The organism is Enterococcus sp. DIV1937, assembly GCF_050535975.1.
Taxonomy (GTDB): domain Bacteria; phylum Bacillota; class Bacilli; order Lactobacillales; family Enterococcaceae; genus Enterococcus; species Enterococcus faecalis.
In genome coordinates, this window is sequence record NZ_CP172909.1 from 1,335,290 (window position 1) to 1,360,559 (window position 25,270).

The following is a 25,270-nucleotide window of genomic DNA, read 5'->3' on the forward strand; positions in this document are numbered from 1 at the left end:
TATACTCCTCCTAGCTACTCATTTATAGTAATCAATAGTCCTTGATAGCTTTTTAATAATGTTCCCTGCTGAACTAACTGCTCTCGTTCTTCAGACTGTGTATCAAAAATAACTGTGCCATTAACTAAATAATGAGGGATTGGAACCGCCTCACCAAAATTAAAAAAGGCGTAAATCGTTTTTTCATTTAATTTGCGTTTATAAGCAATAACATTATCTGGAAGATTTGATAGACCCTCAAATGTTCCATAAAGTAAGATGTCTGTATAGGGACTCTTTTGACGAAATGCAATCATCCGCTTATAGAAATGAAAAATACTTTGACTATTTTTTATTTCTGCTTCGGCATTGATTTCTTTATAATTATCCACCATTCCTAACCAAGGCTTGACGCTTGAAAAACCGCCATACATAGAATCATTCCATGGAAAAGGCGTGCGGGCATTGTCTCGACTACGCAAATTGACAAGTGACAAGGCTTCTTTGGGCGTAAATCCTTCTTTTATTGCTCGATAGTATTGATCAATGCTAGAAATATCATCGAATTCATCAATCGAACCCCTTTCAAAATTGGTCATTCCTAATTCTTGTCCTTGGTAAATAAAAGGCGTGCCCCTTAAAAAGAAATACATGGCGCCGAATGTTTTAACCGCATTTGGCTGTTGAGCCTGTTCTTTTAAATATTTCGTTGTCGCTCGAGGTTGATCATGATTTTCAATAAAATTTGCACTCCAACCAGCCTCTTGCATGGCTTCTTGCTGTTTGAAAATTAATGTGCGTAAATCATTCCAAGACCAATCGATTCTATAAAACCATTCGCTTCCTGATTTCACATCCAAATCAGCCCATTTGAAGTCAAAAATCATGTCGAAATACCCTGTTTCTCCAATAAATTCTGATAAATTTGGATAATTGACGCCGGCCGCTTCGGCAACTGTGACAATATCAAAGCCAGCAAAAGCTTTTTCTTTTAATTCGTTCAGAAAGTCACTCATTCCTGGCATGTTTCTACTAGCTTTTGTTACTTTGGCTAATTGATCTGCCCCATCAGCAGGTAAGTTTGTCCAAGTCAAATCTTTCTTAATAAAATTAATCGCATCTACACGAAAACCAGCAATTCCTTTGTTTAACCAAAAACGGATCATTTGGTAGATTTCTTTGCGTAGTTCAGGATTTTCCCAATTTAAATCCGGCTGTTTTTTATGAAAGGCATGAAAGTAGTATGCATCTTCCCCAGGTAATTTTTCCCAAACACTACCACCGAAGTTAGACCGCCAATTTGTAGGTGTTTCTCGTCCTTCTTTTATAATATAAAAGTCTCGAAAACGACTTTGAGGATTTTTTAAAACATCTTGAAACCAAGCATGTTCATCAGATGTATGGTTTACCACCAAATCTAAAATAACTTTTATGTTTCGTTTTTTTGCTTCTTCAATGAGTTCATCGAAGTCTGCCATTGTACCAAAATCGCTAGAAATACCATAATAGTCTGAAATATCATATCCATTGTCAGCCATTGGCGACGGGTACATTGGACTCAGCCAAATCAGCGTAATTCCTAAATTTTCTAAGTAATCCAGTTTTTGAATAATGCCTTGTAAATCACCAATTCCGTCATTATTACTATCCGAAAAGCTACGTGGATAAATTTGATAGGCCACTTCTTTTTGCCACCAATTTCTGTTCATTCTGGTTCTCCTCACTCTTAAACTAGTCCTGTTAATTTTTTCTGTAACCGTTTTTACATTTTGTATGATACTCGTTTTTGCGTGATATGTCAAACGTTTATCATAAATAAATGCAAATTATAATATTCTTTTGATTTAAATAGATTTATATATGTTATACGTTTGACTTTTTTCTGATTTGTTTATACTATTAGACTAACTACTATTTTCTAATAAAGGAGACATTACTTATGTCAAGCATCATGAACCAATGGACTGATGAATTACGTTATGCGCCTTATTCTTCTTGGACATCTGCTCACCTCGAAAATCTAACTTCTATTATCGCGCAATCTAGTTGGCGTTTTAAGTATCATATTCAACCACAGACAGGACTACTAAATGATCCCAACGGTTTTTCGTATTTCAATAACCAGTGGCATTTATTTTATCAAGCGTTTCCTTTCGGGAGTGTTCACGGACTAAAAAGTTGGGCCCACTTAACTTCCTCCGACTTAATTCACTGGGATTATGAAGGAATTGCCCTTTATCCCGACTCTCAATATGATTCTCACGGCGTCTATTCAGGTTCAGCTTTACCAATAGATAACCAACTATGTTTATTTTATACAGGGAATGTTCGTGATCAAACTTGGCAACGATTTGCATATCAAAATATTGCATGGCTGAATTCTTTAGGTGCGATCACAAAGGAATCAACACCATTCCTACCAATTGACCCCAATTATTCTTCCCATTTTCGTGATCCGATGGTATTTCCTTATCAAGAAGGACTTGTTTTATTAATTGGTGCTAGTGATTTAAATAGACAAGGAAAAATTGTGGTCTATTTTTCTAAAGATCGAAACGTACACAATTTTCATCAACTTGGCGAATTGACGTTCACCGACCAAGAATTAGGCTACATGGTTGAATGCCCCAATTTGGTATTTATTGATGGCCAGCCTGTCTTATTATTTTGCCCACAAGGTCTATCTCCATCTGTAAAAAGTTATCAGAATATCTATCCGAATATGCACACATTGGCCGAAACGTTTGATTTGGAGAATCTTTCTTTAGTTCAGGCTGGGCCTTTTGAAAATTTAGATGAAGGATTTGATGTCTACGCCACTCAAGCCTTTAATGCGCCAGATGGTCGTGCACTTGCGGTCAGTTGGATTGGGTTGCCAGAAATCACTTACCCAAGTGATGTGGAGGGTTGGGCAAATGGCTTAAGTCTGGTTAAAGAACTCACAATTCACAACGGGAAACTATTTCAATATCCAGTTTCTGAAACAGAAATGCTTCGTCAATCCGCCACTACTTTATCAAATGGCTGCCATTTTTTATCTACTGCTTCTTTTGAATTAGAAGTGGATATTCCCAAAAATGAGATTGCTTTTATTCGGCTTTTAGCGAACGAAACGGGTTCAAAAGGACTTTTAATTACAATTGATACGATTCATGGTAAAATAACCTTTGATCGAACATTTGCTGGCCAATCTTTTGCTGAAAAGTATGGCACAATTCGTGAAACTAAAATTAGGAAAAATAAGTCAGTTCAGTTAACTATTTTTGTTGATTGTTCTGTTGCAGAAATCTATGTAAATAAAGGTGAAAAAACGATGACTGGTCGCTTCTTTCCAGATAAAGCGCAACAGTATCTTCATCTATCCAAGACGGCAAAAGCTTGTTTTTATGAGCTGGAAAATACGAATAATTAGGAATGATGGTGAATTTTGATGGTGGTTAAATTAACGGATGTAGCTAAGCTTGCTGGGGTGAGCCCGACAACGGTAAGCCGCGTGATTAATAATTATGGTTATCTTAGTCAAAAAACAATTGATAAAGTTCATCAAGCGATGGAAGAATTAAATTATCAACCTAATGGATTAGCCAGAAGCCTCCAAGGAAAAAGTACGCAGCTGATTGGTTTAGTCTTCCCTTCTGTTAGTCATCCATTTTTTGGTGAATTAATTGAAACACTGGAAAGAAAGCTCTTTGTTCAAGGATATAAAGTGATTTTATGTGATAGTGAAAAAGATCCAGAAAAAGAGCGCGCCTATTTACGAATGCTCGCTGCAAATAAAGTGGACGGTGTAATCACTGGTAGCCATAACTTAGCTATTAACGAATATGAAAATGTTTCACTACCTATTGTTTCCTTTGACCGTTTCTTGGCACCTGGCATTCCAATTGTCTCTTCGCAAAACTTTCAAGGTGGCCAAAAAGCCACTGAAGCCTTATTTGCAAGTGGTGCACAAAAGATTGCAATTATTACTGGTGCTAATAACACAGGCGCACCTAGCGATTATCGATTGGCTGGTTATAAACAAACGATGGAAAAATATGGCGCAGAAAAAACGATTCTACAAATTGATAATGGAACCTCAACAACATTAAAAAATCTAGAAATCGAACGTTTGCTTCAAAATAAAACTGTAGACGGCATCTTTTGTACCGATGATTTGACAGCAATTACAGTTATGAATATTGCTCAAAAATTGAAGATATCCATTCCTGAAGAATTAAAAGTAATTGGTTATGATGGGACAAAATTAATCAAAAGAATTGCCCCACAACTATCAACCATTGTGCAGCCAATCGACGAGATGTGTGACGTTATGATTGACTTACTGCTTCGTAGAATGAAGGATCCTGATGTTGCACTCGAGGAAAATTATCCTATTCCAATTCAGCTATCATTGTCTGAATCCTGTTAAAAAAGACACCTTTTCAGGTGTCTTTTTTTATTCTTAATTCCTCATTTGCCTATTTTCCCTTAATTCCAAAGTACAGAGATTAAATAATACAACAACATGATCCCTACAAATACACCGAGCATTAGTAAAACATACCACCAATTTTTGGCGCTATAGGTTTCATTTTTATCTTTTTCGGTTCGTTTCCCGGCAGCCCATTTCCATAAATCGTAATTATTCATCTCTCTCACCACCTTTAATGGGTTTATTAACTTAAATCTAACACGGAATGACAGAACTTGAAAACAAAAGGATCACCCGCGTATGCAATGGATGATCCTTTTTGGGCACTATTCTTCTGGTAACCCATTATTTTTAATTACTGATTGGTACCAATAAAAACTATCTTTTTTAATGCGTCGTAAATCTTTTAACTCATGGTCTTCACGATTGACGTAAATAAAACCGTAGCGTTTTTTGAATCCTTGATGAGAACTTAAAATATCCATGACCGACCAAGGGCAATAGCCAAACAACTCAACACCGTCAGAAATAGCCGCATGACAAGCAGCAATATGATCATGCAAATACGCAATTCGATAGTCATCATGAACTTTTCCGTCCTCTGTTAGGTGATCGGGTGTGCCTAAACCGTTTTCTGTAATGATTAATGGCAAACGGTATTGACGATAATAATCATTTAAAACTAAACGTAGACCAGTTGGATCAATTTGGGCACCATACTTAGAGGTTTTTAAATGTTGATTTTTTTCGATTTTAAAATAACCGTATAGATCAAAATCAATGTCCTTTTCTTTCGTACCCAATGGGTGTTGCTCATCTGTCGGTAAATAGCTAGCGACTAACGTCCGATAATAATTAAGAGCGATAAAATCTGGTTTAGCGGCTTTCAAAATTGCTTGATCTTCTGGCTGTGTTTCGGGATAAATGCCGCATTTGGTCAAATACTCTTGATAGTAACCTGGGTATTCGCCAAAACAATACATTTCTAGAGCGTAATTCGTTTTAAAGTTATCATTCATACGAGCCGCCCAAACATCTTCAGGCTTATTAGAACTAGGATAAGTCATCGTTGAGGAAACAGAGGGACCGACTTTTCCCCCAGCGACCAATTGGTGACAATCATTCGTCGCTAACGCATGGGCAACAAACATATGGTAATCCATTTGTGCACGAATTTTTTCAGCATTTTCTGGTGCAACATCGTACATATTCATTCGTTCATCAACACGAATCATTAAGTTTTGTTCGTTTGTAACTTGCCAATTTTTGACTCGATCACCAAACGCTTGATAACAAACTTGCGCATAGCGTTGAAATGCGGAAACGCAGCGACGATCCGCCCAACCATTGTATTTTTCCACCAATGCAAAAGGTAAATCAAAATGATAAAGTGTGACAAACGGCAAAATATCGTTTTCTAAAAGTGTATCAATGACGGCATTATAAAAATCGATGCCGGCTTGATTGATTTCGCCATCACCTGTTGGAATGATTCGTGCCCATGAAAGAGAAAAACGATAGGTTTTTAAGCCTAATTCTTTCATTAACGCAATGTCCTCTTTGAAATGATGATAAAAATCGCTGGCGACTTTCGTATCTGCTTGTACAGCTGACTTTTTAAAAGAATTGTAATCAGCAACTGTTAGGCCTTTGCCGTCCTCATTCCAAGCGCCCTCAATTTGAAAAGCGGAGGAAGAAGCGCCCCATAAAAAATCGTTCTTAAATTGTTTAACCATTAGTTTTGCTCCTTTACTTGCATGAAAAATAAATTTGTTTGTGGTGTAATCTCTGTTTGTTTGGTTGTCTCAATTACAGCCATTTCCGCAGTATTTGTTACGATGACTAAGACGGTTGGATCATAACCAGCAGCTTGGATGATTTGTTTATCAAAAGAAAGCAGCTTTTGTCCTAGCCTGACTCTTTCTCCTACTTTTACGAACGTTTCAAATCCCCGCCCTTTTAATTCGACGGTATTGATTCCAATGTGAAGGAGGATTTCAGCACCATTGTCTAACTTTAAGCCAATTGCATGATGAGTTGGATATAAAGCCGTCACTTGCCCATTTCCTGGTGAAACAATTTGTTCCTCTGTCGGATAAATAGCTAGCGTTTTTCCCATTTGTTGAGAAGCAAAGACTTCATCGTTGATTTGGTCTAAAGATACGAGTTGTCCTTGAACAGGTGCTTGAATCCGTTGTTTTTCTTTGACTGTCCCTGCCTCTGTCTTTAAGCCGGGTTCTTGACGTGACTCGTCAAGCGGTAAATCATTAAAGCCTAGAAAAATCGTTAATAGAAATGCACCAAAAAAAGCAATGCCACAACCTAATAAATAACAAATAAAGGCTTTGGTTCCTGCTTCTGCGTAAACTGGGATGGTCAAGAGTCCTTGGTTAGCGAAGGCTGTCCCGTAGGAACCGCCCCAGCCCATTAAGGCCCCGCCTGCTGCTCCGCTAGCCACCGCATAAATCATCGGTTTTTTTAACCGCAAGTTTGCCCCATAAATGGCTGGTTCTGTGATACCAAATAATGCAGTCACTGTTGCAGAGGCAGCAACAGCTTTCAAGTCTTTATTTTTTGTACGGACAAACACGCCAAATGCGGCGCCCGCTTGAGAAAAGTTCGCTGCACCAGCAAACGCTAGCAAATTTTGCCGTCCTGTTCGAGCGACATCATTAATCCCAATTGGCACAAGCCCACGGTGAGCCCCAAAAATGACTAAGACACACCAAATTCCGCCGATAAAACCGCCTAACAAGATGGGACTCAAATTCATTATATAATAATACAACCAATTCACGCCGTCACCTAAATAAATCCCTATCGGTCCAAATAATAATAAAGTGGCTGGAATCATTAAAAGTAATGATAGCGTAGGAACCATAATAATTTTTAGAACTTCTGGAATGACTTTTTCCAAAAAGCGTTGCACATAAGCTAAAATAAAAATTGCAAGAATAATAGGAATTACTGTGGAAACATAATTGGCTTTGGTCACATGTAATCCAAACAAGGTAACCGCTGATTCTTCAGTCATTAATGAAACGATGGTTGGATAACATAAGGTGGCACCAATTACCATGGCGATATATTCGTTTGTTTTGAAAACCTTAGCAGCTGAATAACCTAAAATAACTGGCATAAAATAAAAAAGTGCATCGGAAGCGGCGCTTAAAATAATATACGTATTCAAAGGTTTTAAATCGACCTGGTAAAAATTGTTTGCGACCATCACAGCGATGGCTAGAATTCCTTTTAACATGCCTGAAGCGGCAATTGCTGGTACGACAGGCGTGAAAATCGCGGCAACAGTATTTAAAATTCGATTACCTAATGAATTTTTTTCTTTTGTAGATGTTTTGGTCGTAAGTTGCTGAGCCAACAAAGGTTCTAGAGCATTATAGACATGCGCGACTTTATTGCCTAAAACCACTTGATACTGCCCGCCGCTTTCAACAACAGAAATGACACCTTCTGTTTGTAGTAAGGCTTCTTTGTTCGCTTGTTTCGTATCTTTCAATACGAAACGCAATCGTGTATAACAATGTGTGACATCCACGATATTGTCTTTGCCACCTACGTCTTTCAAAATTTCTTTTGCTATTGCTTGGTAGTCCATGGTGACCACTCCTTATCTATAAAATAACAGCTCAATAAAAAAGACCAAATCACACATGCACGTTTCAGCAAACACACTCAATATTTGCTCGTCGTGAATGTCCCTTTGATCTGATCTACGTAATAACTATGTTTCTCACGATAGAATAGCTGATTGAATTTATTTTTAATTTACCATTATTTAGAGGGATTATCAATGAATTAGGTAGACCACCTCAGTGTTTTGTTACTAAAATCAGCAGTGAAAATAGTAGTTTACTACATTCACTGCTGATTTATTTGATTACAAGACTGGGGACAACAAGCGTGAAAAGTTTTGCTTGAAGCGTAGCCAGTACCCTTGTTTTTTAATTATCTCGTCGGTTAGTAAGACACTTTTTTCTATATCTTCTTCAAAGACTTGCGCTAACATCCACGCAATGTCGGGATTGTAAATAAACGTACTCACCTCAAAATTCAATGAATAACTGCGAATATCTTGGTTTGTTGTGCCAACCATAGCTAATTCATCATCAATCACCATTGTTTTTGCATGAATAAACCCACTATCATAAATATAAATTTTAATGCCGCGTTTGTGTAAGTAATTCGCGTAATATTGTGTTGCGCGGTAAATAAAGGGATGGTCAGGCATACAAGGAATCATAATTCGCACGTCGACACCTGAACGAACCGCCACTAACAACGCATTAATCATACTATCGTCAGGGATTAAATACGGTGTTTGAATCCAGACACTCTTTTCTGCAGAAAAAATCATCCGAACAAACCCGCTTTTCAAAATTTCTTCTTCTGAATCAGGACCATCTGAAACAACTTGTAAGGACAAATGCTCCACTTCATGATCTTCTGGTAATTTAAAATATTTTTCATGATACGTCATACGTTCTTCAGGATATTTGACTGAAGCATTCCAATCCATGATAAATATCTCTTGCAATGAAAATACGGCCGTCCCGACCAAACGAATATGGGTATCTCGCCAGTAACCAAATTTTTCGGTGACATTCAAATATTGATCCCCAACATTGAACCCGCCGGTCCAGCCAATTTTCCCATCGATGACAACAATTTTCCGATGCAAGTGATAATTTAGACGTGTTTTACGGATCATATCGCGAGAAGTAATAAAGGGAGCTACTTTTCCTCCAGCGTCAACGTAACGAGCAAAAAACTTTTTATTTGCGCCGGGTGAACCCCAAGGATCGTAAATTAAGTAAACTTCCACGCCTTCATGCAACTTTTCGATTAATACATCTAAAAATTGATTGCCAATTGTGTCATTAAAAAACGCATAATACTCCACATGAACGGTTTCTTTCGCTGCACGAATATCTTCAAATAATGCTTGGAATTTTTCTTGGCCATCTGTGAATAATTGCAAACTATTTCTTTTGGCCAACGGTGATGCGTCCATATTCCGGAAATAACGATTTAAAACTTTCGCATCATAAAGTAAATCATAACGTTTATCGCGCCCTGCTTTTTTGTTATCAACGTCCACTTTTTCTTTAATTCGTTGAACCATTTGTTTTTCATCATCAGACAATTTAAAAACTTCTTGTCCATCGATACCTCGCCCACAGAATAAGTAAATAATAAAGCCGATACCAGGCAAGAAAATCAACGTCATCATCCATGCTAAAACGCTGGAAATACTACGAGGTTTTCTAAAAACAGTAATTAAGGCAGCAATAACGTTAATTACTAATAAAAATAACAAAATCCAAACAAAAATTTTCATCGCTTACCTCCTTTTTACTTCATACTAAGATTATATCAAATAACAGTTAAATTAGGCGAATAATATGAGCGAGTATTCAAAAAAGAATTCATTTCTATAAGTGTTTCGCCTTTGATTCTCAGTTTTTCTGTACTATAATGAGGGCTGGATGTAAAGATTTTGAAAAGAGGTACTTATTTTATGGTCGTTGATTTGAAAATGTTAGCTATGATTTTTATCATTAATTTTGCGTATATTACCTTAAATACTATTCGTTTTATGTTAACGATGAAAGGTTATCGGGTTATTGCACCGCTGGTTAGTATGGCTGAAATAACAATTTATGTCTTAGGGCTGAGTATGGTTCTGAATCGGTTAGACAATCCTTTAAATTTACTTGTTTATGCGCTTGGTTACGCTGTTGGCATTAGTGTAGGAATTAAAATCGAAGACTATTTGGCCTTGGGTTATATGATGGTATCGGTTATCCTCCCTTCTACTACTGAACAATTTCATTTACCAGAAACACTTCGTGAACACGGCTATGGTGTTACACAAAGTGTCGCCTACGGACGCGAAGGAGAACGAATGGTTTTAGAAATCCTTTCCCCAAGAAAAAACGAACGTACATTGTACAAATTAATCAATCAATTAGAGCCGAGAGCATTTATCATTTCCTATGAGCCTAAGTTCATTTCTGGTGGTTTTTGGACGAAAAAAGTTCGTAAAAGAAATGACGCCATTTCTCACTAAGAAGCGGCGTCATTTCTTGTTATTGATTTTTAGTTTACATAATAAAATTATCGTAACTTTAATTTATTCTAAGATAACTTAGAGAGTTCGTACCTAGTTGCTCAATCAATTGTTGCATAAAAACTAAGCGTTCGATGGCCGATCGGTTAGCAATTTTTCCATAATAAAATGCTAGAATATCCGACTGTGCTTCTAAAGGCTCGGCTTGTTCCGTTGCTACTGGTAAAAGGAGTTTTAAGTGGTCCTGGTCAATCGTAATCACTTGGGTCAAGTGCAAACTTTCTTGAAAAATATTAGGCACAGTACTGACTTTGCGGCCTCGCAGAGCTTGTTTAATGACTCTTCTCGCTTGCGAAAGATAGTATTCAGGATTTACGTCCCCTAGCAAGTCATATAAAGCGCTGAAGGCTTCTGGCAAGGCTTCCTCTTTGCCCAAATAATCAAAATAACGAGGCATTGTTGGAACCTCTGTCTTTTCTTTTTCAAGCGTAATTATAGATAGTTGTGCCGAGGCCAATCTTTGTTTTTGATAAAATGAGAGGCCACCGCTCACGCCAAAAAAATAGTCTTCCTCTTCTGGAAACACTTGTGGCCAAAAAGATTCAGCTAGCCAAAATAATTGCTCTGTTACAGTTCCTTTAAACTTAGGAAGTTCGTCTTCAGCCAAGGTCAAACTCGCAACTTCAGCTGCCGTATAAATAGGAAAATTCAAACGATATTGACGATTTTCCCGAATGATTAACTGACAATCAATCATTTCTGATAAAAATTGTTCTAACTTGGCTTCTGTTGCAAAAGCCGCTTTTAATTGTCTTAAAATGATTCTTTCTTCCCGATGTTCATACATAAAAGTAACAAGAGGGAAAAAAAGTGATTGGTTGAGCAAATGATTGTATTGTTTCGTTTGTTGCGGAGAATGATAGTAAATTGCTAAATCATTCATGTTAACGCCCCTTTACTATTGAAGCGCCTAAGCAACAAGGAATTTATCGCGTTGCTTAGGCGCTTACGGTTTTAGTTAAAGACTTCTGTTAATTGTGGTACTACTTGTTTTTTACGAGAAACAACGCCTGGTAAGAACGCACGATTGTTAACTAATGTTACATTGAACGCTGCTTCAATTTTGGCTTGTTCCGCACCAATCGCTAATAATTCAGAATCACTGTCTAGGATATTCGTAATAATTAAGACAAACAAGTCATAATTATTGGCTGCATTTTCTGCGGCCATAGCTGCTTCTAATTCAGCTTGACGATCTAAAACTTCTGCTAAGTCGACGGTATTTACTTGAGCAACGCGAACTGTTTTGCCGTTCATTGGGAAGCTTTTAGCATCTAAATCTAAAAGAACTTCAGCTGATTTATCGCTTAAATTTGTTCCTGCTTTTAATAAGTCAAGACCATAGCCTTCTAAATTAATTTCAGCAATATCAGCTAGGGCGTGCGCTGCATCGATGTCTTCTTGTGTGCAAGTTGGTGATTTAAATAATAATGTATCAGAAATAATCGCTGAGACCATCATACCAGCAATTTGAGCTGGAATTGTCACGTTATTTTCTTTAAACATTTTATAGATGATTGTACTGGTACACCCTACTGGTTCTGCACGATAATACAATGGATCTGCTGTTTCGAAGTTGGCAATCCGGTGATGATCCACTACTGCTAAAATGTTTACTTCAGCGATATCTGAAATGCTTTGTTGGAATTCGTTATGATCCACTAACATGACTTGGTTTGTTTCGCTAGCTGCTTCAGTGACAACACGTGGTGCTTCAATATTAAAATAATCTAAGGCATATTGAGTTTCTTCACTTGGTGTTCCTAAAGCGACAGCTTCTGTCTCTTTTCCTAATTCTTTTTGTAAGTAAGCAAAACTAATTGCTGCTCCGATAGCATCTGTATCAGGATTTTGGTGTCCAAAAACTAAAATTTTTGACATAATACACACTCCTTGGTTTTGATTCACTCTTAATGATAACAAAAAATAGAAAAGAAACAACAAAAAAATTGTCTTCTTTTCTATTTTTTCGTTTGTTAACGTGCTAGATAACCTTGATAGTCCTCGACATGTAGTAGTTTTTTCGCATTTTCAACACGATCATTTTTAGGAGGCTCAATTCCTTCTAATGGATAAGGAATACCTAGTTCTTCCCATTTGTACTTGCCCATCGTATGGTAAGGAAGCACTTCAACTTTATCTACATTGTTTAATGTTTTTATGAAGGCATCCAGACGGATTAAATATTCGTCGTAATCACTACGTTGAGGCACCAATACGTGGCGAATCCAAACAGGTTTGTCAATTTCAGATAAATAGGTAGCCATCTCTAAAATATTATCATTTGATTGCGTTGTTAACAGTTTATGTTGCTCGTTATCAATATGTTTGATGTCAAATAAGAGTAAATCTGTATACTTCATCAATTCATCAAATTGACTAATGAAGGGTTCTTCCCGAGTAAAAGGCTTGCCACACGTATCTAAGGTTGTATGAATGCCTTGTGCTTTGGCTTTTTTAAATAAATCGATCAAAAAGTCCATTTGCAATAGCGGCTCACCACCACTGACAGTGATACCACCCTTTTCGCCCCAATAAGAGCGAAAACGTAATGCTTCCTCTAATACTTCGTCAGTCGTCACCACACGACCACCGGAACCAATTTTCCAAGTATCTGGATTATGACAGAATTGACATCTCATGCGACACCCTTGTGTAAATACGATAAAACGGACACCTGGGCCATCAACGGTACCAAAATTTTCTGTTGAATGAATTCTACCTGTAACTGGTGTTGTCATAATGATCCCTCTTCTTTCAAATGAAAAGGATGACACGTTAAATGTCACCCTTTCAGTTAAATAATGTAAATGTTTTTTATAGTCTGTCGTGTGAAGTTCTTGAAATAACGTCTGCTTGTTGTTCAGGAGTTAAGTCACGGAATTTCACGGCATATCCAGATACACGGATAGTTAAGTTTGGATATTTTTCTGGATGTGCTTGTGCATCTAATAATAATTCGTTTGTAAATACGTTTACGTTTAAGTGGTAACCACCTTTATCGAAGTAGCCATCTAATACGTTACGTAAGTTGTTAATTCTTGTGTCGTCGTCTTTACCTAAACCATTAGGGTTGATGGTTTGTGTATTAGAAATACCATCTAAAGCGATTGTATATTCTAAACGAGCTGTTGAGTTTAATGAAGCTAATAAGCCATTTTTCTCACCTAAGAATTTACCGTCTTGATAACTTGGGTTCGCACCTGGTGCAAGAGGTTTGCCGGCACGACGTCCGTCAGGCGTGTTCCCTGTTGCTTTACCATAAACAACGTTTGAAGTGATTGTTAATAATGAAGTCGTTGGTTTAGAGTTACGGTATGTGTGTTGACGTTTAATTTGTGTCATAAAGTAATCTAAAATCCAGTTAGCCATTGCATCGGCTTCTTCGTTATCATTTCCGTATGTTGGGAATTCTTTTGTTGGTACATAATCAATTGCCATACCATCTTCGTCACGGATTACTTCTACTTCACCGTGTTTAATTGCCATGATACTATCAGTCGCATGAGAGATTCCGGCAATACCAGTTGCGAATGTCCGTTGTAAATCAGTATCCATTAAAGCTAATTGTGGTGCTTCATATGCATATTTATCATGCATGTAATGAATAATGTTTAATGTGTTAACGTACAATTCAGCTAACCAGTCTAAGATGTCTTTATAGCGTTCCATGAATTCGTGGTAATCTAATTTGTCACCAGTCATTGGACGATATTTTGGTGCTACTTGCATTTTAGTTTTTTCGTCGACCCCGCCGTTAATTGCATAAAGAACAGCTTTCGCTAAGTTCGCACGAGCGCCGAAGAATTGCATATCTTTACCCATAACTGTTGCAGAAACACAACATGCGATTGCACAGTCGTCAGAGCCCCAGTTTTCACGTAATAAGTCATCGTTTTCAAATTGGATAGATGAGCTTTCTTTCGCGATTTTAGCTGCATATGTTCTGAAACCTTCTGGTAAGTGAGAAGAATATAATACAGTTAAGTTAGGTTCTGGAGATGGTCCCATGTTTGTTAATGTGTGTAAGATACGGAAGTCATTTTTGGTAACTAATGAACGACCGTCAATACCCATACCAGCAATAGATAATGTTGCCCAAATTGGATAACCAGAGAATAATTGGTTGTATTCTGGTGTCCGTGCAAATTTAACCATACGTAATTTCATGATTAAATGGTCAATCATTTCTTGTGCTTCGAATTCAGTGATTAAACCAGCTTCTAAGTCACGTTGGATATAGATATCTAAGAATGCTGAGATACGACCAATTGACATTGCCGCACCATTTTGAGATTTAATGGCACCTAGGTAACCAAAGTATAACCATTGGATTGCTTCTTGCGCATTTGCAGCAGGACGAGAAATATCGAAACCATAAGAAGCAGCCATTTGTTTTAAGTCATTTAACGCACGGTATTGTTCAGAAATTTCTTCACGTAAGCGAATAACATCGTCTGTCATTTCTTTGTTACCAGTGTTATCATGATCTTTTTTCTTTTGTTCCATTAAGTAGTCGATACCATATAATGCGATACGACGATAGTCACCGATAATACGGCCACGGCCATAAGCATCTGGAAGACCAGTAATGATTTTGTTTTTACGTGCTAAACGCATTTCAGCTGTGTAGGCATCAAAAACACCTTGGTTATGTGTTTTTCTGTATTCTGTGAAGATTTTTGTCATTTCTTCGTCAGTTTCATAACCATTTGAAACTAAGGCATTGTTCGCCATTTTAATACCACCGAATGGCATAAATGCTTGTTTTAATGGTACATCTGTTTGTAAACCGACAATTTTTTCTTCTTCTTTGATTAAGTAACCAGGTTCATGTGACGTAATAGTTGCTGGGATATCGCTATCCATGTCATAAACGCCATTTTTTTCATGTTGGATTTCAAATAATTCTTGTAGTTTTGTCCATAATTTGTCAGTGCTCGGAGCGATTGGTTCTAAGAAACTGTCGTCGCCTTTGTACTCTGTGTAGTTGTTTTGAATAAAATCACGAGTGTCAACGCTTGTTCTCCATTTGTCGCCTTTAAAGCCTTCCCATTGTTTCATGAAGTGTTTGCCTCCTTAGTTAACTGCTACTTGATTGTATGTAACAGCTTTATGTGATTAGTATAACACATAACCTTTTAGATGCAAGCGTTTTTTTATTATTTATTGCACTTTCTTAATAAATAAATGGGGATCAAAGATTCTAAATGCTGATATATAAACATTTATACTTGTGAAAATAAGAACGATTTATAGTTGTTATCACTTGTGAAAAATGTACTTCTGTATTAAAAACAGCAGCTATCTGTATTAATACAGATAGCTGCTGTGGAGATATTTATAACACAGTTCAGTTTGTTTGTTCTTCTTCAATCACTGCAGAATGCATCTCGTGGACTTCCATTACTTGGCCATCTTTTTGTTCATCGATGACAAAGGAACCGTTGGATGTTCGTTCACTGATTGGATAGTTTTTCGACTGAATAACTTCTTGTGTGCCTTTTTGCGTAGTAACTAATAAATCTAAATCGGTACTTTCAGACATAAAGACAACACGATGTGGATTTTTCTTCAATTCCCGTAAGACCATTAATCCACGTTTTGCTCGTCCTAATTGTGTTAATTCTTGGGCTAACATGCGTTTAACACCGCCACGTTGGGTAACGATGACAATCGGTGTATCCCCTTCAGAATGAACCAGTAAACCATTAACGACATAATCGTCTTCTTTGAGGTTCATTGATTTAACTCCAGCCGCTTTACTACCCACAACAGGTACTTCATATAATGGATAGCGTAAGCCAAAACCGCGATTGCTAACGAGGAAAACATCCAATAAGTCTTGATCATTTGTTAAATAAACATTGGTAATTTCATCTTGGTCTGATTTTAATTTCATACAAGATGTCGGGCGGCTCTTATAAGTGCGCCAAGGCTCAAAATCAGCCATTTTGGTTTGTTTAATCATGCCAGCTTTTGTAATGAAAACAAAGGTTTTTGTCGGACTTAACTCTTTATAAGGATATACAGCAATAATCGATTCATCGATAGCAAGATTTAAAATGGTTTGAGAAATATGTTCGCCAATTTCTTTCCAGCGTAAATCTGGCAACTCATGGACGGGGCGATAGATCATATTTCCTTTATTTGTTACTAGTAAAAGATGATCTAATGTATTGACTTCGCCAGCATATAGTAAAAAGTCGCCTTCTTTCATGCCGATTTCTTCTGGTTTTGATGCTGTATAAGAACGAATACTACTCCGCTTGATATAGCCTTCGTGCGTCACGGTTACGACCACGTCTTCCTGTGCAACTAACACGGCTGTTTCAATCTTGATTTCTTGGATTTCCTCTTCAATTTGAGTTAAGCGCGGATTGCCATATTGCTTTTTAACTTCGCGAAGTTCTTTTTTCATGACTGAGAATAGTTCTTTTTCATTGTTTAAAATGTTCAATAACTCAGCAATTTGTTGTTCTAAAGTTTTCGCTTCTTCTTGTAAATCAGTAATATCCGTATTGGTTAAACGGTATAGCTGTAAAGTAACGATTGCTTCAGCTTGTTCTTCAGTAAACGCATAGTCGGATACTAAGTTCTTCTTCGCATCTTTTTTATCTTTACTGCCACGGATTGTTGCAATCACTTTATCTAAGATAGACAATGCTTTAATTAAACCAGCAACAATGTGCTCACGTTTGCGAGCTTTGTCCAACTCAAATTGACAACGGTTAATGATAACTGATTTGCGGTGAGTAATGTAACTTTCTAAAATCCGTTTTAGGCCCACTTGTTGCGGGGTCATGTTGTCGATGGCTACCATGTTAAAGTTGTAATTGATTTGCAATTCAGTGTTTTTAAATAGATAATTTAAAATACCTTCTGCATTGACATCTTTTTTTAGTTCAACAACAATTTGCAAGCCAGTTCTGTCACTTTCGTCACGAACTTCGGCAATGCCGTCTACTTTTTTATTTAAACGGATTTCATCCATCTTCTTCACTAGCGTTGCTTTGTTGACTTCATAAGGAATTTCAGAAATGACAATTTGTTGTTTGCCGCCTTTTAAGGGCTCAATCTTTGTCTTCGCACGTAAAATTACTTTACCACGGCCGGTTTCGTAGGCTTTTTTAATTTCTGCTTTTCCTTGTAAGATCCCACCTGTTGGAAAATCTGGTCCTGGAATGTATTCCATTAATTTCTCTAAACTTGCATTAGGATGATCAATTAAATACACGGTCCCATCAATAATTTCCGCTAAATTATGTGTAGGAATTTCTGTTGCATAACCTGCTGAAATCCCCGTTGAGCCATTTACCAATAAATTAGGATATTTGGCTGGTAAAACAGTGGGTTCTTTTTCTGTATCGTCAAAATTCCAGACGAAATCGACGGTATTTTTGTCGATATCTTTTAACAACTCACCACTTAACTGTGATAAACGAGCTTCTGTATAACGCATCGCCGCTGGCGGGTCGCCATCCATACTTCCATTGTTTCCGTGCATTTCAATTAGTACTTCCCGTAATTTCCAGTCTTGACTTAGACGGACCATCGCTTCATAAATACTGCTGTCGCCATGGGGATGATAATTCCCCATAATGTTTCCGACAGATTTTGCTGATTTACGAAAGCCTTTATCAAAGGTATTGCCGTCTTTATTCATTGAAAAGAGAATGCGGCGTTGTACTGGTTTTAGCCCATCTCGAATATCTGGTAGGGCCCGTTCTTGAATGATGTATTTGGAATATCTTCCAAAACGATCGCCCATTACTTCTTCAAGGGTTAATTCTTGAACTTCTTGGCGTTTTTCCAAAATTGTCACTCCCTACTCTATGTCAAACAAACTGATTTCAGTGTCATCGGTTTGTTCTGCTTCTTTTGTTTTTTCCGCATCTAAAAGACTTTCTCCTGTTGGTGTAGAAGTGTCTTCTTCTGAACGATCTAAAATACTGCCATCTTCTTCCAACGTAAATTGAACATGTTGTTCAATCCATTTTCGACGAGGTTCGACTTTGTCGCCCATTAATGTGGTCACACGGCGTTCTGCTTGAGCTGCATCATCAATCCGAACACGAATTAAGGTTCTAGTTTCAGGATCCATCGTTGTTTCCCAAAGTTGTTCTGCATTCATTTCCCCCAGACCTTTATAGCGTTGGAGCATATAGCCTTTACCAACTTTATCAATCACTTCTGCCAATTCACCATCGGTCCAAGCATACTCAATGACTGATTTTTTTCCAGTTCCTTTAGAGACTTTATAAAGTGGTGGTAAGGCAATGTAGACTTTGCCGGCTTCAATTAATGGTTTCATATAACGATAGAAGAACGTTAATAGCAACACTTGAATATGGGCACCATCGGTATCCGCATCGGTCATGATGATGATTTTATCATAATTACAATCTTCAATTGAAAATTCAGGACCGACGCCTGCGCCAATTGTATAGATCATAGTATTGATTTCTTCGTTTTTCAAGATGTCTTGCATTTTCGCTTTTTCCGTATTAATGACTTTTCCTCGTAGCGGTAAAATGGCTTGAAATTTCCGATCGCGTCCTTGTTTTGCTGAGCCACCGGCCGAGTCTCCTTCGACAAGATATAGTTCATTTTTCTTAGGATTTCTAGATTGAGCCGGTGTTAATTTTCCAGAAAGTAACGATTCACCTTTTTTCCGTTTTTTACCGTTCCGGCTTTCTTCACGAGCTTTGCGAGCCGCTTCACGGGCTTCACGGGCTTTAATCGCTTTCCGAATTAATGATTGACTCATTTCACTGTTTTCTTGTAAATAGAAGCCCATTTGTTCGCCTACGACGTTATCGACAACGGTTCTTGCTAAAGGTGTACCTAATTTTCCTTTGGTTTGGCCCTCGAACTGTAGTAAGTTTTCTGGTACTCGAATAGAAAGGACGGCTGCTAAGCCTTCACGGAAGTCGCTACCTTCTAAATTTTTATCTTTTTCTTTTAATAGTCCTACTTTACGTGCATATTCATTGTACGCCTTTGTCATTGACGTTTTCATACCGACTTCGTGGGTACCGCCATCTTTTGTGCGGACATTGTTAACGAAAGATAAAACATTTTCAGAATAGCCATCGTTGTATTGGTAAGCTAATTCAACTTCAATACCTTCTTTGGCTCCTGAAAAATAAACAACGGGTGTTAATGTATCTTTTTCTTCATTTAGATAGGCAACAAATTCTTTAATGCCTTCTTCGTAGTGGAAGACTTCTTCTTTGGGTTCTTCCCCACGTTCATCCGTTAAAGTAATTTTGACGCCTTTTAATAAGAAAGCTGATTCTCTCAAACGTTCTGCTAAAATTTCGTAAGAAAAATTTGTCGTAGAGAAAATGGTGTCGTCAGGTAAAAAAGTAACGGAGGTGCCGTTGCGTTTTTTTGTTTTGCCGATTTTTTTTAAGGTACCAACTGGTTTACCGCCGTCCTCAAATCGTTCCATGTATTCTACGCCATCACGAACAATATGAACTTCTAACCACTTCGATAAGGCATTAACAACACTGGCACCCACCCCATGGAGTCCGCCTGAAGTTTTATAGCCACCTTGGCCAAACTTACCACCCGCATGTAAGACAGTAAAAATTACTTCTACTGTTGGGATACCAGAAGCATGCATCCCTGTTGGCATTCCGCGGCCAGAGTCTGCAACACAAATACTATTATCTTTTTGGATAGTTACGTTGATTTCATTCCCGTAGCCAGATAACGCTTCATCGACTGCGTTATCGACAATTTCATAGACTAAGTGATGGAGTCCACGGCTATCGGTTGAACCGATATACATACCAGGTCTTTTCCTCACTGCTTCCAATCCTTCTAGGACTTGGATAGAGGCATCATTGTACTCATTGTTAATTTTTTTAGCCAAAGAAAAAACTCCTTATACTTAGATTCTCGTTTAGTTAATAAGCGTACATTAACTATTTCTTAAAGAATTAGAAGAAGAGTGAGCGGGTTTCTTGCGTTTTCCGTTCGCTCCTTCTAAAACCATCATTACAATAATACTCTATCTGGGTCAAAAAAAAAAGAGCTTTCCGTTCAGGACGCTCTTTCTTTATAAAATTACACGTGTTTATTCAGCATCTGCCATTTTTGCCAATTCAATTTTAATACAACGGTTCATAATAACTTGACGACCTTCATTTAATAACAAGTTCGCTGCCTCTTCATTTTCCAAACCTAGTTGGGCCCAAAAGACAGGCGCTTCTGTTTTCAATGTTTCTGCGGCCACTTCTGGCAAAAATTCACTCCGCCGAAAGACGTCAACAATATCAATCTTTTCAGGAATCTCTGTTAATGTCCCATAAACCGTTTCGCCAAGCACCGTTTCACCTTTTAAAACTGGATTGACAGGCAATACACGATAGCCATGTTGCTGTAAAATTTCCGCAATTTTGTAACTTGTGCGGTCGGGCTTGTTACTCAAACCAACCACCGCAATATTTTTTGCTTGTTTTAAAATATCAAAAATTTGATTTTGACTTGGATTCTCAAATGTCATTCACTCAACCCCTTTTTTCGTTCTTATTTATTATAACGCTGAGTAAAGGGTTTTGGCAAAATTATTCTCTGACTGCCGATAAAATAATTATTGGCTTTGCCAATCTGCTGGATAAGTCACGTAGACAAAGCGAGCATCACCCGTCACTGAAAATTGAATTTTGCTACTTTTCGGGATTAAAATAATTTCGCCGGCTGTTGCAGAAATTTTACGTCCGTCAATCAGTATATCTAATTGTCCTGAAATAATATAATCAATTTCATCGTATTCTAGTGTCCAGTCGAAGGTGGTATCTTTCATCACCATTAAACCGCAACCAAGGCGCGGGCTTTCTTCTAAAGAAAACAGATCTTTTGTGTAAACAATGTCCGCTGGGTTGCCTGTATCTAAGCGGTCGTCTTCTGTTACGTCGATTTCGGGTAATTTGATGGACATAATTCCACTTGGATCCACTTGTTTAGTCGGCATTAATTTTTCTGTGACAATTTGTCGAACAAGCGTTTCAATCATTTCACGATTTAATTCTGTCATATTTACACCTCATTATTTCACTTCTGTTTCGGGTTTCCCTAGCATTCGATTTGCCATAAAGATAGCCACAAAAATGGCGGTAATCCCTCCAACTAATTTGCCAACAATCATTGGAAAAATCATTTCTTTTGCTACGCCTGCAGTAAAACCAAGGTGGTCACCTAAAACGAAAGAAGCCGAAACAGCAAAAGCGATATTAATAATTTTTCCTCGATTATCCATGTCTTTTAACATTTGGAACATGGGAATATTGTTAGCTAATGTAGCAACCATTCCTGCAGCCGCTACTTCATTCATTCCTAAAACTTTTCCTAGTTTCATCAATGGTTTATTAAAGACTTTCGTAATCACAGCTACTAAACAGAAAGCGCCAGCTAAAGTTAAAGCAATCCCGCCAACGACTTCAATTCCTTCAGTAACTGGTGCAATGCCAGGAATCACTGTAATTCCTAATAATAGTTGAATCGCCCCCACAACTAAACCAAAGATAGCGACAATCACTACGCCTTGACCAAAAATTTGGAAGCCTTTAATCATGCCCTTTGGCGCTAACCATAAACCTAAAATAATTAAAGCGGCAACAATAATAATTGGAATTAAGTTAGGAATAATCAATGACAATGGCATGCCAGCTGTTAAACCACCTGCTAATAAACCAAAAGGAATTGTAATAATCCCGCTCAAAACACCTGTTGCTAAGAATTGTTGGTCGTCTTTTTGGATAATGCCAAGCGCTACTGGAATTGTAAAGACTAACGTTGGTCCCATCATTGCACCTAAGATTGCCCCCGCAAATAAACCAGCTTGCGGATCATTGGCTAATTGTTGCGCTAACGCAAAGCCGCCCATATCATTGGCCAATAAGGTTGTGGCAAACATTGCTGGATCAGCCCCTAGTAATTCATAGACAGGAACGACAATCGGACTTAAAAGATTGGCTAAGACAGGCGCTAAAGTGATAATCCCTACCATAGAAAGCGCTAGAGAACCCATAGCCATAATCCCTTCCTCAAATTGCTCCCCTAAACCTAGTTTGTTGCCAATACATTTATCGATTCCTCCAATAATCATGAAAAGAACCATAATATACATAATAATTTCATTAATGCTCATGTCTCGTCCTCCCTATTCTTCCTCTGTAGAATCAATGACACCAACAATCATTGCATCAATTGGGACATTCGGATCTTCTGCCGAAATACGGGCAGCATTGCCTTGACTAATTAACACTTTGTCCCCGACACCAGCTCCAGCGTTGTCAGCAGCAATTAAAAATCCTTGCTTTTCGTCCCCTTGATTCAAAATATCAACCATCATAAATTTCCAGCCATTTAATTTTTCATCTTTTCTTGTTGACCAAAGGCTACCAGTCACTTTTCCTAAAAGCATCGTTTTTCCTCCTTACGTCAGCAATTGATGTTTCCTAGCATAATCTTTCGCTAACGGGGTTAAATAGGCGTTTTTACTTAAAGAAACACCTGATTCTGTCATTCTTATCAATTGTTTTTCAGTAATGTAGGTTCGTTTGGTCTCAGCTAAAGAACGAAGTTGTTTTTGACAGGCCGCCTGAAACACAGCGTAATTTTCTGAATCATGATAAAAAATCAGCCCAAACTGTTGGCACATGTCCACGTTTTCCTGAATCGTTTGTTTCAAACGATACTTCAATCGTGAATTTTTAGTCACTGAAGGTATTGGGGTTAAAACCAATACCGGCTTACCTTCAAATAAGAATGCTAAGATGTTTTTGACTAATTCATCCGTTTCCTGTAAATGCGCAATCGCATTTACTTGGGAAATCGTTAGCCTCTTTACAACCAAGCCTCGTGCTAGCTTCTGCTCCTTGGTTACCCAATTTACATCAGGAAAACGAACAAACATTTCTTCAGGAAATGCTTCTTTTGCTTCTGCTAAAGCCACTGAATAAGACGACGACAGCAATTGTTGACAAATTTGATCAGTAATCTGTTGAATCAAATTTTCCATTTCAGAAACGTTCATTGTCCTTCCTCCTTTTACTTAAGAATATAGCCACGAGCTCCTTTGGTTAAGCCGCAAGCGTTGGCTTCATCGTAGTCAATGTGCATGTACGTTGCAAATCGCGGACTGATTCGCACAACTACATCATCAAAGATTAACGGACGTGTGCCTTCCACTTTGACTTGCACAATTTGGCTATTGCTTACTTTATTTTTTAAGGCATCTTCTGGTGTCATGTGAATATGACGTTTGGCAACAATTAAGCCGTGACTTAATGTCACAACTGCTGATCCGTTCATCAACGTGACGCCGGGTGTCCCTTCTGTCTTGCCACTCTCTCTAACCGGGGCGTTAATTCCTAAAATACGTGTATCCGTCATAGAGACTTCAACTTGTGATTCGCTACGTTCAGGGCCTAAAATAACCACATTTTGAAAAAGTCCTTTAGGTCCAGCAACCGTAATTCGTTCTTTACAAACGAACTGTCCAGGTTGTGATAAATCTTTCACTTTTGTTAGTTGATATCCTGGTCCAAATAATGCATCAATCTCTTGACGAGACAAATGAACATGTCGGCCAGAAGCTTCAACTTCAAAAGTATTTTGTTGTTGTTGCTGAATTCGTTTAACAACTTCTTCAACAATTTCATTCATTGAATCCAATTTGTTCATCTCCTAGTTTCGTGATATTTCAGCCATGGTGCTAATTAATTCTGTAGCCCAAGCTTGAAAAAGTCCGAACAGTTGTGATTCTCCTTTTAACTGGAGAATAATTTTATCTAGTTGTAATTGAATTTCTTTTGAGGAATAGCGCCATTGTCTCTGTTGGTTAGTTAGAATAGTTACCTTTGATTCCAAAATGACTGGTTCCATTACAAGCGACTGTTCTAAAATAAATTTCTCTAACCACTGTTGTTGTTGTTCGAAATATAACCAACCTTCTGTTGATAACGCTTCATTCGTTAAGAAAGGCAAATACAATAGATGGCTTAAGTGCCGAATCTCATAAATTGTTTCTTTTGATAAATGTTCTTGTTTTTGTTTTTGTGAGGAGGCCTTCACTGAATGAACCTCAGAAAGCAATGGGTTTGTTGAAGAGAAGCTGCTATTAATCCGATGCTCGCGTAGATAGCTTTTGGCGGCTGGCGTCAGAAAACTGCCTACAGGAAACACAAAATCCGTGCCATCTTCTAGTTCTTTTTTAAGCCTTTTGATGCGAAGCATATCTTCTGTAATAACTGTCATAACACCCCTCCTCAATGAAAGTTTAGGACAGAAGTAATGAACCTACCTCTGCCCCAAAAAATCAAAATTATAATTCAGTTGTTGCGTGTGGTAAAATAGCGTCTACTTCTGTATGTGGACGTGGAATTACATGGACAGATAATAATTCGCCAACACGTTCTGCTGCAGCAGCACCAGCATCTGTTGCTGCTTTTACGGCACCAACGTCACCGCGAACCATTACTGTAACTAAACCGCCACCGACTTGTTCTTTTCCAATTAAAGTAACGTTTGCCGCTTTCACCATTGCATCGGCTGCTTCAACAGCACCTACTAAACCACGAGTTTCGATCATTCCTAAAGCATTTGTACTTGACATTATAATTTCCTCCTAAGATGTATGTTTTATTTTTAAAAATTTGGGACAATTAGCAATTTGACTTAGGTCCCAAACCCTAAATCCAATAATTTAT

Annotated in this window: 22 protein-coding genes; 3 read left to right on the top strand and 19 right to left on the bottom strand. The window is 37.9% G+C overall.

Annotated elements, in window-relative coordinates; genetic code table 11:
* Positions 1–14: 14 nt before the first annotated feature.
* The gene (locus tag IGL13_RS06470; RefSeq protein WP_002397320.1) at positions 15–1,688 is read right to left on the bottom strand and encodes a glycoside hydrolase family 13 protein; all 1,674 of its coding nucleotides are present in this window, start codon (positions 1,686–1,688) and stop codon (positions 15–17) included.
* A gap of 242 nt (positions 1,689–1,930) precedes the next feature.
* Here IGL13_RS06470 and IGL13_RS06475 point away from each other — a divergent pair, with 242 nt between their 5' ends.
* Positions 1,931–3,391, top strand: a complete 1,461-nt coding sequence (locus IGL13_RS06475; RefSeq protein WP_430604643.1) for a sucrose-6-phosphate hydrolase — start codon at positions 1,931–1,933, stop codon at positions 3,389–3,391.
* Positions 3,392–3,409: 18 nt separating this feature from the next.
* Positions 3,410–4,390: a LacI family DNA-binding transcriptional regulator gene (locus IGL13_RS06480; protein ID WP_002363973.1), complete on the top strand. Its 981-nt coding sequence runs from the start codon at positions 3,410–3,412 to the stop codon at positions 4,388–4,390.
* A 59-nt stretch (positions 4,391–4,449) separates the two neighbouring features.
* Here IGL13_RS06480 and IGL13_RS06485 read toward each other — a convergent pair whose 3' ends face one another.
* The 4 genes from IGL13_RS06485 to cls all read right to left on the bottom strand — a co-directional run bounded on the left by IGL13_RS06485 (position 4,450) and on the right by cls (position 9,752).
* Positions 4,450–4,611 (bottom strand): hypothetical protein, encoded by a 162-nt coding sequence (locus IGL13_RS06485; RefSeq protein ID WP_002361843.1) that lies wholly within the window; start codon positions 4,609–4,611, stop codon positions 4,450–4,452.
* Positions 4,612–4,719: 108 nt separating this feature from the next.
* Positions 4,720–6,129 carry a glycoside hydrolase family 1 protein gene (locus IGL13_RS06490; RefSeq protein WP_002360277.1) on the bottom strand — a complete coding sequence of 470 codons (1,410 nt, stop codon included), beginning with the start codon at positions 6,127–6,129 and terminating at the stop codon, positions 4,720–4,722.
* A complete protein-coding gene (locus IGL13_RS06495) occupies positions 6,129–8,009 on the bottom strand; it encodes a beta-glucoside-specific PTS transporter subunit IIABC (protein ID WP_002365677.1) in 1,881 nt (626 codons plus the stop codon). Before IGL13_RS06495 ends, IGL13_RS06490 begins: the two co-directional genes overlap by 1 nt.
* Positions 8,010–8,291: 282 nt before the next feature.
* Positions 8,292–9,752 (bottom strand): cardiolipin synthase, encoded by a 1,461-nt coding sequence (gene cls, locus IGL13_RS06500; protein WP_002371124.1) that lies wholly within the window; start codon positions 9,750–9,752, stop codon positions 8,292–8,294.
* A 180-nt stretch (positions 9,753–9,932) separates the two neighbouring features.
* On the opposite strand from cls, the gene IGL13_RS06505 reads away from it, so the two are divergent.
* Positions 9,933–10,484, top strand: coding sequence for a DUF2179 domain-containing protein (locus tag IGL13_RS06505; protein ID WP_002378266.1), 552 nt, complete (start codon positions 9,933–9,935; stop codon positions 10,482–10,484).
* Positions 10,485–10,542: 58 nt separating this feature from the next.
* Here the strand turns inward: IGL13_RS06505 and IGL13_RS06510 are convergent, their stop codons facing one another.
* From IGL13_RS06510 to IGL13_RS06575, 14 genes are all read right to left on the bottom strand, one after another.
* Positions 10,543–11,427 (bottom strand): DUF1803 domain-containing protein, encoded by an 885-nt coding sequence (locus IGL13_RS06510; RefSeq protein WP_002378265.1) that lies wholly within the window; start codon positions 11,425–11,427, stop codon positions 10,543–10,545.
* Between the two features lie 71 nt (positions 11,428–11,498).
* Positions 11,499–12,425 (bottom strand): manganese-dependent inorganic pyrophosphatase, encoded by a 927-nt coding sequence (locus tag IGL13_RS06515; RefSeq protein WP_002360265.1) that lies wholly within the window; start codon positions 12,423–12,425, stop codon positions 11,499–11,501.
* 95 nt (positions 12,426–12,520) lie between these two features.
* A complete protein-coding gene (gene pflA, locus IGL13_RS06520; RefSeq protein ID WP_002357530.1) occupies positions 12,521–13,285 on the bottom strand; it encodes a pyruvate formate-lyase-activating protein in 765 nt (254 codons plus the stop codon).
* 76 nt (positions 13,286–13,361) lie between these two features.
* Entirely contained in the window at positions 13,362–15,608 is a 2,247-nt protein-coding gene (pflB, locus tag IGL13_RS06525) for a formate C-acetyltransferase (protein WP_002357529.1), read from the bottom strand.
* 289 nt (positions 15,609–15,897) lie between these two features.
* A complete protein-coding gene (gene parC / locus IGL13_RS06530; protein ID WP_002357527.1) occupies positions 15,898–18,360 on the bottom strand; it encodes a DNA topoisomerase IV subunit A in 2,463 nt (820 codons plus the stop codon).
* Between the two features lie 12 nt (positions 18,361–18,372).
* Positions 18,373–20,430 (bottom strand): DNA topoisomerase IV subunit B, encoded by a 2,058-nt coding sequence (gene parE / locus IGL13_RS06535; RefSeq protein WP_002401497.1) that lies wholly within the window; start codon positions 20,428–20,430, stop codon positions 18,373–18,375.
* A 204-nt stretch (positions 20,431–20,634) separates the two neighbouring features.
* Positions 20,635–21,063, bottom strand: a complete 429-nt coding sequence (locus IGL13_RS06540; RefSeq protein WP_002363980.1) for a CoA-binding protein — start codon at positions 21,061–21,063, stop codon at positions 20,635–20,637.
* Positions 21,064–21,150: 87 nt separating this feature from the next.
* On the bottom strand, positions 21,151–21,594 hold the full coding sequence (locus tag IGL13_RS06545) for an ethanolamine utilization protein EutQ (RefSeq protein WP_002357522.1): 444 nt from the start codon (positions 21,592–21,594) through the stop codon (positions 21,151–21,153).
* A 12-nt stretch (positions 21,595–21,606) separates the two neighbouring features.
* Positions 21,607–22,707, bottom strand: coding sequence for an ethanolamine utilization protein EutH (gene eutH, locus IGL13_RS06550; RefSeq protein ID WP_002357520.1), 1,101 nt, complete (start codon positions 22,705–22,707; stop codon positions 21,607–21,609).
* 12 nt (positions 22,708–22,719) lie between these two features.
* Positions 22,720–22,983 (bottom strand): EutN/CcmL family microcompartment protein, encoded by a 264-nt coding sequence (locus IGL13_RS06555; protein ID WP_002378264.1) that lies wholly within the window; start codon positions 22,981–22,983, stop codon positions 22,720–22,722.
* 12 nt (positions 22,984–22,995) lie between these two features.
* Complete coding sequence (locus IGL13_RS06560) at positions 22,996–23,595, bottom strand: TIGR02536 family ethanolamine utilization protein (RefSeq protein WP_002363982.1); 600 nt, start codon at positions 23,593–23,595, stop codon at positions 22,996–22,998.
* A 14-nt stretch (positions 23,596–23,609) separates the two neighbouring features.
* Positions 23,610–24,245, bottom strand: coding sequence for an ethanolamine utilization phosphate acetyltransferase EutD (eutD, locus tag IGL13_RS06565; protein ID WP_002357516.1), 636 nt, complete (start codon positions 24,243–24,245; stop codon positions 23,610–23,612).
* A gap of 3 nt (positions 24,246–24,248) precedes the next feature.
* The gene (locus IGL13_RS06570) at positions 24,249–24,818 is read right to left on the bottom strand and encodes a hypothetical protein (protein ID WP_002378263.1); all 570 of its coding nucleotides are present in this window, start codon (positions 24,816–24,818) and stop codon (positions 24,249–24,251) included.
* 67 nt (positions 24,819–24,885) lie between these two features.
* Complete coding sequence (locus IGL13_RS06575; RefSeq protein ID WP_002357513.1) at positions 24,886–25,176, bottom strand: BMC domain-containing protein; 291 nt, start codon at positions 25,174–25,176, stop codon at positions 24,886–24,888.
* Positions 25,177–25,270: the final 94 nt, after the last annotated feature.

Bases quoted from the DNA above. Each gene is read 5' to 3' on its own strand.
- IGL13_RS06510 (WP_002378265.1), bottom strand. From the start codon at position 11,427: ATGAATGATTTAGCAATTTACTATCATTCTCCGCAACAAACGAAACAA.
- IGL13_RS06540 (WP_002363980.1), bottom strand. From the start codon at position 21,063: ATGACATTTGAGAATCCAAGTCAAAATCAAATTTTTGATATTTTAAAA.
- IGL13_RS06470 (WP_002397320.1), bottom strand. From the start codon at position 1,688: ATGAACAGAAATTGGTGGCAAAAAGAAGTGGCCTATCAAATTTATCCA.
- IGL13_RS06575 (WP_002357513.1), bottom strand. From the start codon at position 25,176: ATGTCAAGTACAAATGCTTTAGGAATGATCGAAACTCGTGGTTTAGTA.
- IGL13_RS06495 (WP_002365677.1), bottom strand. From the start codon at position 8,009: ATGGACTACCAAGCAATAGCAAAAGAAATTTTGAAAGACGTAGGTGGC.
- eutD (WP_002357516.1), bottom strand. From the start codon at position 24,245: ATGAACAAATTGGATTCAATGAATGAAATTGTTGAAGAAGTTGTTAAA.
- IGL13_RS06545 (WP_002357522.1), bottom strand. From the start codon at position 21,594: ATGACAGAATTAAATCGTGAAATGATTGAAACGCTTGTTCGACAAATT.
- IGL13_RS06560 (WP_002363982.1), bottom strand. From the start codon at position 23,595: ATGAACGTTTCTGAAATGGAAAATTTGATTCAACAGATTACTGATCAA.
- IGL13_RS06555 (WP_002378264.1), bottom strand. From the start codon at position 22,983: ATGCTTTTAGGAAAAGTGACTGGTAGCCTTTGGTCAACAAGAAAAGAT.
- pflB (WP_002357529.1), bottom strand. From the start codon at position 15,608: ATGAAACAATGGGAAGGCTTTAAAGGCGACAAATGGAGAACAAGCGTT.
- IGL13_RS06515 (WP_002360265.1), bottom strand. From the start codon at position 12,425: ATGTCAAAAATTTTAGTTTTTGGACACCAAAATCCTGATACAGATGCT.
- cls (WP_002371124.1), bottom strand. From the start codon at position 9,752: ATGAAAATTTTTGTTTGGATTTTGTTATTTTTATTAGTAATTAACGTT.
- IGL13_RS06490 (WP_002360277.1), bottom strand. From the start codon at position 6,129: ATGGTTAAACAATTTAAGAACGATTTTTTATGGGGCGCTTCTTCCTCC.
- IGL13_RS06570 (WP_002378263.1), bottom strand. From the start codon at position 24,818: ATGACAGTTATTACAGAAGATATGCTTCGCATCAAAAGGCTTAAAAAA.
- IGL13_RS06505 (WP_002378266.1), top strand. From the start codon at position 9,933: ATGGTCGTTGATTTGAAAATGTTAGCTATGATTTTTATCATTAATTTT.
- IGL13_RS06480 (WP_002363973.1), top strand. From the start codon at position 3,410: ATGGTGGTTAAATTAACGGATGTAGCTAAGCTTGCTGGGGTGAGCCCG.
- IGL13_RS06475 (WP_430604643.1), top strand. From the start codon at position 1,931: ATGAACCAATGGACTGATGAATTACGTTATGCGCCTTATTCTTCTTGG.
- pflA (WP_002357530.1), bottom strand. From the start codon at position 13,285: ATGACAACACCAGTTACAGGTAGAATTCATTCAACAGAAAATTTTGGT.
- eutH (WP_002357520.1), bottom strand. From the start codon at position 22,707: ATGAGCATTAATGAAATTATTATGTATATTATGGTTCTTTTCATGATT.
- IGL13_RS06485 (WP_002361843.1), bottom strand. From the start codon at position 4,611: ATGAATAATTACGATTTATGGAAATGGGCTGCCGGGAAACGAACCGAA.